Source organism: Actinoplanes aureus (assembly GCF_015704865.1).
Classification (GTDB): Bacteria; Actinomycetota; Actinomycetes; order Mycobacteriales; family Micromonosporaceae; genus Actinoplanes; species Actinoplanes aureus.
Genome location: NZ_JADQTO010000007.1, coordinates 320380 through 333779, shown reverse-complemented (window position 1 = coordinate 333779; position 13400 = coordinate 320380). Strand labels below are relative to the sequence as shown.

The 13400-nt window shown below is 70.3% G+C and carries 10 protein-coding genes; 7 read left to right on the top strand and 3 right to left on the bottom strand.

Features of this window, described 5'->3' with window-relative positions; genetic code table 11:
* Positions 1 to 25 precede the first annotated feature (25 nt).
* Together guaB and I4J89_RS17660 are read left to right on the top strand one after the other, a co-directional pair.
* Positions 26 to 1513 carry an IMP dehydrogenase gene (gene guaB / locus I4J89_RS17665; protein ID WP_196415071.1) on the top strand — a complete coding sequence of 496 codons (1488 nt, stop codon included), beginning with the start codon at positions 26 to 28 and terminating at the stop codon, positions 1511 to 1513.
* Between the two features lie 54 nt (positions 1514 to 1567).
* Positions 1568 to 2689, top strand: a complete 1122-nt coding sequence (locus I4J89_RS17660) for a GuaB3 family IMP dehydrogenase-related protein (RefSeq protein ID WP_196415070.1) — start codon at positions 1568 to 1570, stop codon at positions 2687 to 2689.
* A gap of 16 nt (positions 2690 to 2705) precedes the next feature.
* Here I4J89_RS17660 and I4J89_RS17655 read toward each other — a convergent pair whose 3' ends face one another.
* Both I4J89_RS17655 and I4J89_RS17650 read right to left on the bottom strand, forming a co-directional pair.
* Entirely contained in the window at positions 2706 to 4118 is a 1413-nt protein-coding gene (locus I4J89_RS17655) for a M1 family metallopeptidase (protein WP_196415069.1), read from the bottom strand.
* Positions 4119 to 4135: 17 nt separating this feature from the next.
* Entirely contained in the window at positions 4136 to 5248 is a 1113-nt protein-coding gene (locus I4J89_RS17650) for an LCP family protein (RefSeq protein WP_196415068.1), read from the bottom strand.
* 151 nt (positions 5249 to 5399) lie between these two features.
* On the opposite strand from I4J89_RS17650, the gene I4J89_RS17645 reads away from it, so the two are divergent.
* From I4J89_RS17645 to I4J89_RS17625, 5 genes are all read left to right on the top strand, one after another.
* Positions 5400 to 7211, top strand: coding sequence for a S8 family serine peptidase (locus I4J89_RS17645; RefSeq protein ID WP_196415067.1), 1812 nt, complete (start codon positions 5400 to 5402; stop codon positions 7209 to 7211).
* 61 nt (positions 7212 to 7272) lie between these two features.
* Positions 7273 to 8820, top strand: coding sequence for a glutamine-hydrolyzing GMP synthase (gene guaA / locus I4J89_RS17640; RefSeq protein WP_196415066.1), 1548 nt, complete (start codon positions 7273 to 7275; stop codon positions 8818 to 8820).
* A gap of 130 nt (positions 8821 to 8950) precedes the next feature.
* Entirely contained in the window at positions 8951 to 9898 is a 948-nt protein-coding gene (locus tag I4J89_RS17635) for an NUDIX hydrolase (protein ID WP_196415065.1), read from the top strand.
* Between the two features lie 5 nt (positions 9899 to 9903).
* A complete protein-coding gene (locus I4J89_RS17630; RefSeq protein ID WP_196415064.1) occupies positions 9904 to 10806 on the top strand; it encodes an NUDIX hydrolase in 903 nt (300 codons plus the stop codon).
* 266 nt (positions 10807 to 11072) lie between these two features.
* Positions 11073 to 11960 carry a CDP-alcohol phosphatidyltransferase family protein gene (locus I4J89_RS17625; protein WP_196415184.1) on the top strand — a complete coding sequence of 296 codons (888 nt, stop codon included), beginning with the start codon at positions 11073 to 11075 and terminating at the stop codon, positions 11958 to 11960.
* A gap of 188 nt (positions 11961 to 12148) precedes the next feature.
* Here I4J89_RS17625 and I4J89_RS17620 read toward each other — a convergent pair whose 3' ends face one another.
* On the bottom strand, positions 12149 to 13396 hold the full coding sequence (locus tag I4J89_RS17620; protein WP_196415063.1) for a phosphatidylserine decarboxylase: 1248 nt from the start codon (positions 13394 to 13396) through the stop codon (positions 12149 to 12151).
* Between the last annotated feature and the right edge of the window lie 4 nt (positions 13397 to 13400).

The following is a 13400-nucleotide window of genomic DNA, read 5'->3' as shown; positions in this document are numbered from 1 at the left end:
TCCGCCTCTTCTCTAGGGATGATTTGTGGAAACTGACAGCGCCCGAACTGTTCCCCTCGGCCTCACGTTCGACGACGTGTTGTTGCAGCCCGGTGAGTCGGACGTCGTGCCCAGCCGGGTCAACACCATCACCAGGCTGACCCGTAACGTCGAGCTCTGCGTCCCGCTGCTCTCCGCGGCGATGGACACCGTGACCGAGGCGCGCATGGCGATCGCCATGGCGCGTGAGGGCGGCATCGGCGTGCTGCACCGCAATCTCTCCGCGGAGGACCAGGCCGCGCAGGTCGATCTGGTGAAGCGTTCCGAGTCCGGGATGATCACCAATCCGATCACCTGCAACCCCGACGACACCCTCGCCCAGGTCGACGCCCTCTGCGGGAGGTACCGGATCTCCGGTGCCCCGGTGGTGGACGGCACCGGCAAGCTGGTCGGCATCGTGACGAACCGCGACATGCGCTTCGTGACCGACCCCAGCGCCAAGGTGCGCGACGTGATGACGAAGGCGCCGCTGATCACCGCGCCGGTCGGGGTGAGTAAGGACGACGCGCTCGAGCTGCTGCGCCGGCACAAGGTGGAGAAGCTGCCGCTCGTCGACGAGCAGGGCCGGCTGCGTGGCCTGATCACGGTCAAGGACTTCACCAAGACCGAGCAGTTCCCGAACGCGACGAAGGACTCGCAGGGCCGGCTCCGGGTGGCCGCGGCGGTCGGTGTCGGCGACGACGCCTACAAGCGGGCGCGCGGCTTGATCGACGCCGGTGTGGACGTCGTCATCGTGGATACCTCGCACGGCCACCAGCGCCAGGTGCTCGACATGATCGCCCGGCTGAAGCGGGACACCACCACCGACATCGTCGGCGGCAACGTGGCGACCTATGCGGGCGCCAAGGCGATGGTCGAGGCGGGCGCCGACGCGGTCAAGGTCGGTGTCGGGCCGGGCGCCATCTGCACCACCCGGATCGTGGCCGGCGTCGGCGTTCCCCAGATCACCGCGATCATGGAGGCGGCCCGGGCCTGCAAGCCGGCCGGTGTCCCGGTGATCGGCGACGGCGGTATTCAGTACAGCGGCGACATCGCCAAGGCACTGGTTGCCGGGGCCAACTCGGTGATGCTCGGCGGTTTGCTGGCCGGTTCCGAGGAGAGCCCCGGCGAGCTGGTCTTCGTCAACGGCAAGCAGTACAAGGCGTACCGCGGCATGGGCTCGCTGGGTGCCATGCAGTCGCGCGGCCAGGCCAAGTCGTACTCCAAGGACCGCTACTTCCAGCACGACGTGCCGGAGGAGAAGCTGGTGCCGGAAGGCGTCGAGGGTCAGGTGCCCTACCGTGGCCCGCTGTCGCGGGTGGTGGGCCAGTTGGTCGGCGGCGTGCGGCTGGCGATGGGTTACGCGGGTGCCGAGACCATCTCGGACCTGCAGGAGCGGGGACAGCTCATCCGGATCACCGCGGCCGGCCTCAAGGAGAGCCACCCGCACGACATCCAGATGACCGTCGAGGCTCCGAACTACCACTCCCGATAAAGCCTTCCAACCACCCCACCCACCGCCTATTAAAGGACTGAAGGCGCTTCCATCATGCGTGACGTCGTGGAGATCGGCCTCGGCAAGACCGCCCAGCGCGGGTACCACCTGGATGACATCGCGATCGTTCCGAGCCGTCGTACCCGCGACGTGGACGACGTGTCGACCGAGTGGAAGCTCGACGCGTACCCCTTCAAGATCCCCTGCGTCGCGCACCCGTCGGACGCCACCATGAGCCCCGACTCCGCCATCGCCCTGGGCCGCCTCGGCGGCCTGGGCGTGCTGAACGCCGAGGGTCTCTGGACCCGCTACGAGGACCCCTCCAAGATCCTCGAGGAGCTCGCCTCGCTGGACGAGGACGCCGATGCGACCAAGCGGTTGCAGGAGGTGTACGCCGAGCCGATCAAGCCGGACCTGATCGCCGAGCGGGTCCGGCAGATCCGGGCCGGCGGCGTCACCGTGGCCGTCCGGGTGTCGCCGCAGCACACCCTGGCGCTGGCACCGGTGGTCCTCGACGCCGGCGTTGACCTGCTGGTCATCCAGGGCACCCTGGTCTCGGCCGAGCACGTGTCCACGACGGACGAACCGCTCAACCTCAAGGAGTTCATCGCCGACCTCGACCTGCCGGTCATCGTCGGCGGCTGCACCGACTACAAGACGGCGCTGCACCTGATGCGTACCGGTGCGGCCGGCGTCATCGTCGGCGTCGGCGCCGACGAGTGGGCCACCACGGACACGGTGCTCGGCATCCGGGTGCCGATGGCCACCGCGATCGCCGACGCCGCGGCCGCCCGCCGCGACTACCTGGACGAGACCGGCGGCCGCTACGTGCACCTGATCGCCGACGGTGGCATCGCCACCTCCGGTGACATCGCCAAGGCGATCGGCTGCGGTGCGGACGCGGTGATGCTGGGCGAGCCGCTCTCGCTCGCCGAGGGCGCGCCGGCCGGTGGTGCCTGGTGGCACTCGGCCGCCAGCCACCCGGCCCTGCCGCGCGGTGGTTTCTGCATCGCCGGCGAGCCGGACGGCACCCTGGAAGAGGTTCTGTACGGTCCCGCCGACCGGCCGGACGGTCAGCTCAACCTGTTCGGCGGCCTGCGCCGGGCGATGGCCAAGTGCGGTTACCGCGACGTCAAGGAGTTCCAGAAGGTAGCCCTGGTCCTCGATAGGGCTTGATTGCTCCGCGGCGTTTCTACGGGGCCGGGGGTTTCTCGGTCCCGTAGAGCCAGGCCTGGAAGAAGGCGTCGAGGTCCTTTCCGGAGGCCGCCTCCGCCGCCGCGGTGAACTCCTCGGCGGTGACGTTGCCGTTGCGGTGTTCGCTCGTCCACGACTTCACCAGCTTGGCGAACGCCGGGTCGCCGATGGTGCGGCGCAGCGCGTGTACGGTCATCGCGCCCCGCTGGTAGACGGCCTCACCGAAGATGCGGGCCGGGGTCGGGTCGCCGGGAATCAGGCGCCAGTCGAAGCTGGCGTACCTCTGGTCGAACAGCTCCTGCGCGGTCGCCTCGCCCTCGTGCTCGGACCAGAGCCATTCCGCGTACGTGGCGAAGCCCTCGTTGAGCCAGATGTCCTGCCACCGGCTCAACGCCACGCTGTCACCGAACCACTGGTGCGCCAGCTCGTGCGCGACCACCCCCGGGTTGGGGCCGCTCGTGAAGAACGTGTTGCCGTAGACCGGCCGGGACTGCGTCTCCAGCGCGTAGGCGATCTGGTCCGCGTCGACCACGACGCCGCCGTTGGCGTCGAACGGATACGGCCCGAAGTGCCCCGCCAGGAAGTCGGTGATCTCCCCGGTCCGGGCGAGAGACCGGGCCGCCGGGCCGCGAGCCGGGAGCGACTCGGGGATCGCCGTCACCATCGGCTTGCCGGCGTGGGTGCCCGTGGTGATCCGGTACTGGCCGATGACCACGGTGGAGAGGTAACTCGCCATCGGCGAGCTCTCGCTCCAGTGCCAGGTGGTCAGGTCGTCCGTCGTCTCCCGCGCGCCGGGTACGCCGTTGCTGAGCACCTCGACGCCGTCCGGGACGGTCATCGCGAGCCGGAAGGTGGCCTTGTCCGACGGATGGTCGTTGACCGGGTACCAGGTGCTGGCCGACTCCGGCTGGCCGAGCGCGATGGCGCCGTCCGCGGTACGCATCCACCCGCCGTTGCCGAGCGTCTTGTTCTCCAGCAGGCCGGGCCGGCCCGCGTACCGGACCACGACGGTGAACCGCTGCCCGTTGCGGATGCCGGCGGCCGGCGTGACCACCAGTTCGTTGCCCTCGGCGGTGCCGGTGGCGGCCGCTCCGTCCACAGTGATCTCCTCGGCCTTGAGGTGAGCGAGATCGAAGTTGAACCGGGACAGGTCCTGGGTGGCGGTCGCGGTGATGGTCGCGGTGCCGCTGAGCCGGCCGGCGCCCGGGTCGTACCGCAGGTTCAGGTCGTAACCGGCGACGTCGTACCCACCGTTGCCGTACTTGGGAAAGTACGGGTCACCGGCACCGTCCGTGCCGGGACGGAAGGTGGGCGCGGCCGACGGGCTGGGCGGCGGTGCCAGCCGGTTCTCGTCGGGGGAGCACCCGGTGAGCAGTAGTAGCACCAGGGCCGGCCAGCCGCGTCGCATCATGATTCGAGATTACGGCGCTATCCCTTGTCGACCAGCTTGGGATGATCTGCCAGGTAGGCGGCGTGTTGATTCCTGGCCAGCGCCTTGAGGAAGCCCTTGCCCTCCGCCTTCAGCTGTTCGCCCAGGTAACCGCCGCCACGGCCGACCCCGCCGCCGGGCAGGCTCACCATGGTGATGTTCGCCGGGGTCAGGTCACGCAGGGCGTACGCGTACTCGAACGGGGTACGCCCACCCACGTACACCAGCGACTTGCCGAGCGCGCGGATCACCCCGCCGAGCTTCGCCGGATCCTCCAGCCCCTGCTTCATCGCCGTGGCCAGGATCGCCCGGACCAGTTGCCGGTGGTGCCGCTGCCGGTCGTAGTCGCCGTTCGGCAGGCCGTACCGCTGCCGGGCGTAGTCGATCGCCTGCCAGCCCACCAGGTGCCGTTTGCCGGGCTGGTACACCGCCTGCGGCCCGACGAAGTCGCCGCCGCCGCGGGCGAGTGGGCGCAGCGATCCGTCCGGCTTGCGATGCCGGGACTCGACCCGCTGGTCGATCGTCATGTCGATGCCGCCGAGCTCGTCGACGAGCTTCGCCATGCCGCCGAAGTTGAGGATCGCGCCGCCCTGGAAGGTCTTGATCCCGGTGTACCGGCTGAGCGTCTTGGTGAGCAGCTCGTACCCCTGCGCGACGCTCTTCTTCTTCGAACCCGGGATGCGCGACCCCCGGCTCATCGCCTCGGTGATCTTGTAGCGACCGCCGCCGAATCCGGACTTCTTGTAGGCCGGGATGTCCACCCGCAGGTCGCGGGGGAGCGAGTAGAGGTATGCGGATTTCAGCCCGGCGTCCACGTGCAACAGCATGATGGCGTCGGCGTGCGGCTCCCAGTCCGGAATGGAGACTCGGGTGTCGACGCCGACCAGCACCAGATCCAGCGGGCCTTTGATGTCGACGCCGGGTGAGGGGGCGGGCGACGGCGAGGCCGAGGGAGTGGCCGATGCCGTGGCCGAGGGCCCCGGCTGGGGACCGGCCGGTGCGGCGGCCGGCTCGGAGGAATTCCGATTGATCGCTACCGCGACGCCGATGCCGGCGACCAGCGCCAGGATGACGCCGGCGAGCATCGCCCAAGTGATCTTGCTGTTCCGCATAGCGGAACCCTAGAGGACCGCCGGTGTAGTGCTCAACGTTCGTCCATATCCCGCTGAATGGTCCCGGGTCTTGCGGAATTCAAGATCGCCAGTACGCTGGCTCGGCGACGCGTCGATACGCGACCGTCGCTACGGGGGAGGCTAGTAGCGTATGAAATCCACTCACCGGCGCATCACAGTCGGGCTCGTCACCGCGGGTCTCGCCGTGAGCCTCGGCGGGTTCGGCGTTGCCGGTGCCGCGGAATCGCCTTCGCTGCCGGTGCGGCTCATCGTGGGCTTCAAGCCCGGGGTCGACACCGCCACGGCCGCTCTCTCCGCCGCCGCCCGGCTCGGTGTGAGCGAGGCGAGCGCCCGTCGCAGCAAGATGTCGAGTCAGCTGGGCGTCGAGCTCCGGGCCAAGTCCGTCGAGGTCGCCGGATCGAAGGCGACGGCCGCGATCGCCGCGCTGGAGAGCGACCCGGACGTCGCGTACGTCGAGGTGGACCGGCAGTCCCGGGCGTTCGACGTGGCGCCGAACGACCCGGTCTTCGCCGCCGGCAACCAGCGAGAGCTGACCCAGCTCAACGTGCCGAAGGCGTGGGACACCACGACCGGCGCGGCCGTGAAGGTCGCGGTCCTGGACACCGGCGTCTCGCCGGTCGGTGACCTGGCCGGCAAGGTGCTTCCCGGATACGACTTCTTCAACTACGACAACGACGCCAACGACAACGACGCGGGCGCGTTCCGCCACGGCACGGTGGTCGCCTCGCTGATCGCGGCCACCCCCAACAACGGGACCGGCATGGCCGGGGTCTGCGCCAGTTGCCAGATCCTCCCGGTGAAGGTCCTGGGCGGCAAGAACGGCGTCGGCTACAACTACGACATCGCCCAGGGGATCATCTACGCGGTCAAGCAGGGCGCGAAGATCATCAACATGTCGCTGGGCGGCCCGTCGCGCTCGACGACCATTCAGAACGCGGTGGCGTACGCGAACGGCCGCGGTGTTCTGGTGGTTGCCGCGGCCGGTAACGAGGGCGACGAGGGCAACCCGGTCAACTACCCGGCGGCGTACCCGGACGTGCTGTCGGTGGCCGCCACCAACACCCGTACCGGCGGCACCGCGCTGACGAGCTGGTCCAGCTACGGCGCGAACTGGGTGGACGTCGCGGCGCCGGGCATCACCGCCGGCATGTGGAGCAACGGCAGGTACTGCTGGGACGGCGACTACACGAACTGCGGCGGCTACACCCTGCAGGGCACCTCGTTCGCCGCCCCGCTGGTCGCCGGTGCGGCCGCGCTGGTCGCCTCGGTGCGTCCGAACTACTCCGGGTGGAGCCTGCAGAACTCGATCGTCGCCAGCGCTCGCAAGATCAGCAACCGGGTGAAGTACGGCCTGGTGGACGCGAACGCCTCGCTCTTCAAGGCCACCGACACCGTGCCGCCGACCGTGGGCGGGATCAGCCCGCGGCAGAACGCGGCGGTGCACGGCACGGTGCCGATCGTCCCGACCGGGATGGCCGACAGCAAGTCCGGCATCCGCGCCGTCGATCTGTACGTGGACGGCAAGTGGCACAGCGTGGATTACACCGCCCCGTTCGCGCCCGCTCTGAACACCGCCGGGCGTAACGGCGCGCTCAAGCTGCAGCTGCGGGTCACCGACAAGGCCGGCAACCGCACCATGAGCGGTTACCGCGTCGTGATCGCCGACAACGTGAAGCCGACCGTGAGCATCACCAAGGGCCCGAAGAACAAGGCCAAGGTGAAGGGCACCGTCAGAATCAATGTCAAGGCCTCCGACCGGTCCGGCATCCGCAAGGTGCAGCTGCTGGTGAACGGCAAGGTGGTCGCCACCGATACGAAGGCGGGCTACCAGCTCAGCTTCCAGGTGGCCAAGCAGAAGAAGACGATGAAGGTCCGGGTACGGGCGTACGACGGGGCGGGCAACCTCAAGTACGTGACGACCCGTACGTACTACCGCGCCTGATCCACCACGGCGACCAGGGGCGGCTCCGGAAGGGGCCGCCCTTCGCCGTTAAACTCGCCGGGTGAGTACCCCGCGTCCCGTCCTCGTCGTCGACTTCGGCGCCCAGTACGCCCAGTTGATCGCCCGCCGGGTCCGTGAGGCCCGCGTCTACTCGGAGATCGTGCCGCACTCGATGCCGGTCGCCGAGATGCTGGCGAAGAACCCCGCCGCGATCATCCTGTCCGGAGGTCCGTCCAGCGTCTACGAGCCGGGTGCGCCCGCGCTCGACGCCGGTCTCTTCGACAGCGACGTTCCGGTCTTCGGTATCTGCTACGGCTTCCAGGCGATGGCCCAGGCGCTCGGCGGCACGGTCGCGCACACCGGCTCCCGGGAGTACGGGCGGACCCTGCTCGCCGCTCAGGGCGGCACCCTGCTCCGTGACCTCCCCGCCGACCTGCCGGTGTGGATGAGCCACGGTGACAGCGTCGCGGTCGCACCGGAGGGCTTCGCGGTCACCGCCTCGACCCCCGGCGCGCCGGTCGCCGCGTTCGAGGACCTGACCGCCAAGCGGGCCGGTGTGCAGTTCCACCCCGAGGTGGCGCACACCGAGCAGGGCCAGGAGATGCTCAAGCGCTTCCTGTACGACATCGCCGGCATCGAGCCGACCTGGACGCCCGGCAACATCATCGAGGACCAGGTCGCCGCGATCCGTGCGCAGGTCGGCGACAAGCAGGTGCTCTGCGCGCTCTCCGGCGGCGTCGACTCGGCGGTCGCCGCGGCGCTCGTCCACAAGGCGATCGGTGACCAGCTCACCTGCGTCTTCGTCGACCACGGCCTGCTGCGGTCGGGCGAGGCCGAGCAGGTGGAGAAGGACTACGTCGCGGCCACCGGCATCCGGCTCGTGGTGGTCGACGCCGAGGAGCAGTTCCTCGGCTTCTTGAAGGACGTCACCGACCCGGAGCAGAAGCGGAAGATCATCGGCCGCGAGTTCATCCGGACGTTCGAGGCGACGGCTCGCAAGCTGGACGCCGAGCGGCACATCGAGTTCCTGGTGCAGGGCACCCTTTACCCGGACGTGGTGGAGTCCGGCGGCGGCACCGGCACGGCGAACATCAAGTCGCACCACAACGTCGGCGGCCTCCCCGACGACCTTCAGTTCGCGCTGATCGAGCCGCTGCGCACCCTATTCAAGGACGAGGTACGCGCGCTCGGTGCCGAGCTCGGCCTACCCGAGGCGATGGTCCAGCGGCACCCCTTCCCGGGCCCCGGCCTGGCCATCCGGATCATCGGAGCGGTCGACCGGGAGCGCCTGGACCTCCTGCGCCAGGCCGACCTGATCGCCCGGGAGGAGCTGACCGCGGCCGGACTGGACCGGGGCGTCTGGCAGTTCCCGGTGGTGCTGCTGGCTGATGTACGCAGCGTGGGCGTGCAGGGCGACGGACGGACCTACGGGCACCCGGTCGTGCTGCGCCCGGTCTCCAGCGAGGACGCGATGACCGCCGACTGGTCGCGCCTGCCGTACGACCTGATCGCGAAGATCTCGAACCGGATCACCAACGAGGTCCGGGAGGTCAACCGAGTGGTCCTGGACGTCACGAGCAAGCCGCCGGGCACCATCGAATGGGAGTAACCCTCCGTAGCGGATCAATTGCTCAGGGCGGGTAAAACCGCCCTGAGCTGCGGTTACGGATAGCTATCCCCCTGTCAGGAATCCGACAGAAGTTCTTGAGAGGTAACATAATCCGGGCAGAATGCCGCCCGTGACCCCCGCACTTGAACCGCTCCGCAGGATCGCCGCCTACGCCGTCGCCCGCGACGACCAGGGCCGCGTCCTCCTGGTCCGGGCCTCGTCCCGCTCCGGCACACCCGGAGTCTGGTCGCTGCCCGGCGGCGCCGTCGACCACGGCGAAGACCCCAACCACACCGTCGTCCGCGAGACCGCGGCGGAGACCGGACTCTCCGTCGCCGTCTCGGGCCTGCGTGACGTCCTGGCCGACATGCGCTCGGTGCCGCATCGAGGCGTCACCATCCACACCGATCGGCTCATCTACTCGGTGTCGATACGCGGCGGCAACCTGATCGACCGGGTCGGCCACCCCACCGACCTGGCGCGCTGGCACACGCTGGAGGAGGCCGAGCGGCTACGCCTGCGACCGTTCACCGCGGCGGCACTCGGGCTGCCCGCGGCCTCCGCCGACCTGCGGCCGGAGGAGGTGCCCGACTTCCCCTCCTTCTACGCGTACCGGGGGCCGGACGGGTTGCACCGGGCGCAGCGCTTCGCGGCGTACGCGATCGCCACCGACCCGGACCAGAACCTGCTCCTCACCAAGATCTCGCCCTGGTACCCCGGTGCCGGCTGCTGGCACCTGCCCGGCGGCGGTACCGACTACGGCGAACAGCCGGGCACCGCGCTGATCAGGGAACTCGTCGAGGAGACCGGCCAGCAGGGCCGTCTGGTCGAGCTGCTCGGCGTGGCCAGCCACCGGGACGCCGCCTCCCTCGGACCGGAGGGATATCCGATCGACTGGCACGGCGTGCGCGCCTTCTACCGGGTGGTCGTCGACAAGCCCACCCCGGTGACGATCCACGACGTCGGCGGCTCGACCGACGAGGCCCGGTGGTGGCCGCTCAAGGAGGTCGCCGAGATCGCCGCCGATCGGCTCACCGAAGTCACCGCCGAGGCGTTGCGAGCGGCGCGACTAATCTAGGGGCGGTGAAGATCAAGAGAAGGGCCGCTGCGTACGGCGTCTGTCGCGCCACCGACGGCCGGGTCCTGCTCACTCGTGGCTCGGACGCCTGCGCGTTCCCCGGCGTCTGGTCGCTGCCCGGCGGCGGCATCGATCACGGCGAGCACCCGGGCGACACGATCGTCCGGGAGTTCGCCGAGGAGAGCGGCCTCGAGGTACGCGTCAGCGGCGTCCGCGCGGTCCTCGCCGACCTGACACGGCTGCCCGACGGTTCGATCGAGCACACCGACCGGATCGTCTACGACGTCGAGGCCGCCGGCGGCGATCTGCGGTCCGAGGCGAACGGCACCAGCGACCTCGTCGAATGGGCCGCGCCCGCGGACGTGGCGGCCCGCCCGCTGCTGCCGTTCGCAGCCCGCATCCTCGGCGTCCGGTTCGACGAGCCGGCCGATCTCAGCGCCGACCTGCCGGCCGGCGAGATCGAGCGGTCGCCCGGACGGGTGCAGCGGTTCGGTGCGTACGGCCTGGCCACCGACCCGGCCGGCCGGGTGCTGCTGACCCGGATCGCCGAGGGGTACCCGGGCGCGGGCCACTGGCACCTGCCGGGCGGCGGCACCGACTTCGGGGAGACCCCGGAACGCGCCCTGGCCCGCGAGCTCCTCGAGGAGACGTCGCAACGAGGGCGGGTCGTCGGTCTGCTCGGCGTCGGGCACCGGTACGACCCGGCGGTGGTCGGTCCGGAAGGGGTGCCGCTCGACTGGCACGTGATCCGGGTGACCTACCAGCTCCGGGTCGACGAGCCGACCACCGCGGCGGTGACCGAGGCAGCGGGCGGCTCGACCGCCGAGGCTGCCTGGTTCACCCGGGAAAAGGCCGGCAACCTGCCGCTCACCGAGCTGACCCGGGAAGCGCTGGTCCGTACGGGCTAAAATCATTACACGGAAGGTTGAGGGAGTGTCCGACGGTCCGCGGGAGGGATGAAACCGTCGGCTCTCGTTGTTGCACCTCAGGACTGTTCACCCACTCGCCAAGGCCGTCCCGCTGTGCGATGGTGTAACCCGCAATTTCGCCGGTCTCCCGCAACTGCCCGGTGGAAACCCGAACTCCATGGAGGAAGCACGTGCCGAGTTCCCCTTGGCGCCGGCGTCGCACGACGGATAGTCCCCGTCCCGCCGGACGTCGTTGGGCTGGCCGGCTGCGCCGCGGCGGCACCATCGCCCGGCAAGCCCTGATGGTTCGGGTGGGCCGCCGCTCCGCCGAGACCGGGCGGGCCGCCACAGCTACCCGGGCCGAGGTTCTCTACACCGGGCCGGAACCGGTGCGGACTGTGTTGATCCCCGCGCCTGGAGTTCCTGTGGACGTGCCCGCCGCCGTTACCGAGACGGTGCCGGCTCCGATCCCGCTGCTGCCCGGTGAGCACACCATGTCCCGGCGCGCCAGCTTCGCCCTGGTCAACGCCTGCACGCTGGCCAGCCTCGGCCTCGGCCTGCTGGCGATCTTCCTGGCCATGGACGGTGAGCCGCGGATCGCGGCCGCCTTCCTGGTGGCCTGCGTGGTGTTCGACGGCCTGGACGGCGCGCTTGCTCGCAAGCTCGGCGTGGCTAGCCCGTTCGGCGCCCAGATGGACTCGCTCGCCGACATGTGTTCGTTCGGTCTCGCGGCTCCGGTCGTGGTCTACGCCTCGCTGGCCCAGTCGGTCCCGCAGGCCGCCGCCGCGGTCGCATGCGCCCTGGTCGCCGGCTGTGCCGCGATCCGCCTGGCCCGCTTCAACGTCTCACCTAAGGACGGCCGCTTCTTCTGCGGCGTGCCCACCACGATGGCCGCCGCGGTGCTGGCGCTGGCCGTGCTGATCGGCCTGCCGCTGCCCGGCATGGCCCTGCTCGGCGGGGTCACCCTGCTGGCCTTCGCGATGGTCTCCAGCTTCCCGTACGCGAAGCTCGCCCGGATTGTGAAGCTGCCGCCGTGGCTGTGGCTGCTTCCGATCGTCGGTGCGCTGGTCGAGCCGCGGATGACCTTCGTGCTGATCGTGGGGACCTACCTGGTCAGCGGCCCGTTCTTGTGGATGAGGGCCAAGCGCGTGTGAGTTTGATGGCCTCGCTTCGCATTGCGTTGTGGTCCTGGTCGTAGCAGAAAGGCCGCCCCGAGGGGCGGCCTTTCTGCTTGGCTGCCACCTGCCCTTTCCCGGCGGTCGCGGTGGGGCCGGGAGTGGGCAGGTGGGCGCGTGGTGGGGTGGGGACTTTGCGGAGCGCGTACCCCGAATGGGTTTTGGATTTAGTTTTTCCAGCGGGCGATGATCGTGGAGCCGCCGACTACGCGCTCGCTGACGCTGACCAGGGCTTCGGCCTTGTCGGCGGGCAGGTAGACGTCGGTGCGGGAGCCGAAACGGATCAGGCCGTAGCGCTCGCCCTTGGCCAGCAGCGTGCCGACCGGTGCGCGCTGCACGATGCGGCGGGCGATCAGGCCGGTCCGCTGCGCGACCACCACGGTGCCCTGCTCGGTGTCGAGCACGGTGTAGGCCGCCACGTTGTGCTCGGCCGCGGCGGTCATCGCGTTGGCGTAGCCGCCCTCCTCGACGAAGTAGTCGGCCACCCGGCCGGCCACCGGCGAGCGGTTGACGTGCACGTCGAAGACGGAGAGGAAGACCGCGATACGCAGGAACTCGCCCGGGCCGAACCGCTCGTCGTGCATCCGCTCGACCGAGAGCACCTTGCCGTCGGCCGAGGCCACCACGGCGGACGGGTCGGCCGGCACGTCCCGCTCCGGGTCCCGGAAGAAGGCGGCAACCGGGGCCGCGGCCAGCGCGGGCAGCAGCCAAAGCTTCGAGTTCGGCCGGGCCCGGCGGGCGACGGCGGCCAGGCCGAGCGCGATGCCGGCCGCGGCGACACCGTTGGAGTCGATGTGCATGGTGCGGGTCACCGGGACGCTGGACGGCCGGTACGCCGGGGCGAGGGTGGCCGCGGTCGCCACCTGGGCCGGGCTGAACCGGAGCTTGTGCACCCGTAGCGGCGGCTGGTTGCGGACGATGAGGTCGGAGCCGACACCGAAGAGCGCCCCCTGCCGGAACAGCTCCGCGGCGGCACCGGCGGTGCGTCCGGGTACGGCGGGCGTGGCGACGGAGAGGACGGCGCCGTCGGCGAGGTACTTGCCGAGCCGGTCGAGCCAGGCCCGGGTCTCGTCGGCGGTGCCGGTCAGCGGCTCACCGACGATCACCACGTCGGCGGGCTGCGCCTCGTCGAGCGCTCCGACGACCTTCACCCGGTCGGCGACCCAGCTGCCCAGGCCGGTGATGTGGCCGCGCAGCAGGTCGGTGCTGCTGTGCTCTCCGGGAACCAGGGTCAGGGTGTCGCCGGGCAGCAGCGCCTCGACGGCGGCGGCCACCACGGCCGAGGCGTGATCGGCGCCGACCAGCAGCGCGGACGTGGCCACGTTCTGCCGGGCGAACTCAGCGGTCAGGGCGCGGGCGGCCCGGGCACCCACGCCGGGTACGGGCGTGGCGGACACGGCGGGATACGGGGTCATTCAG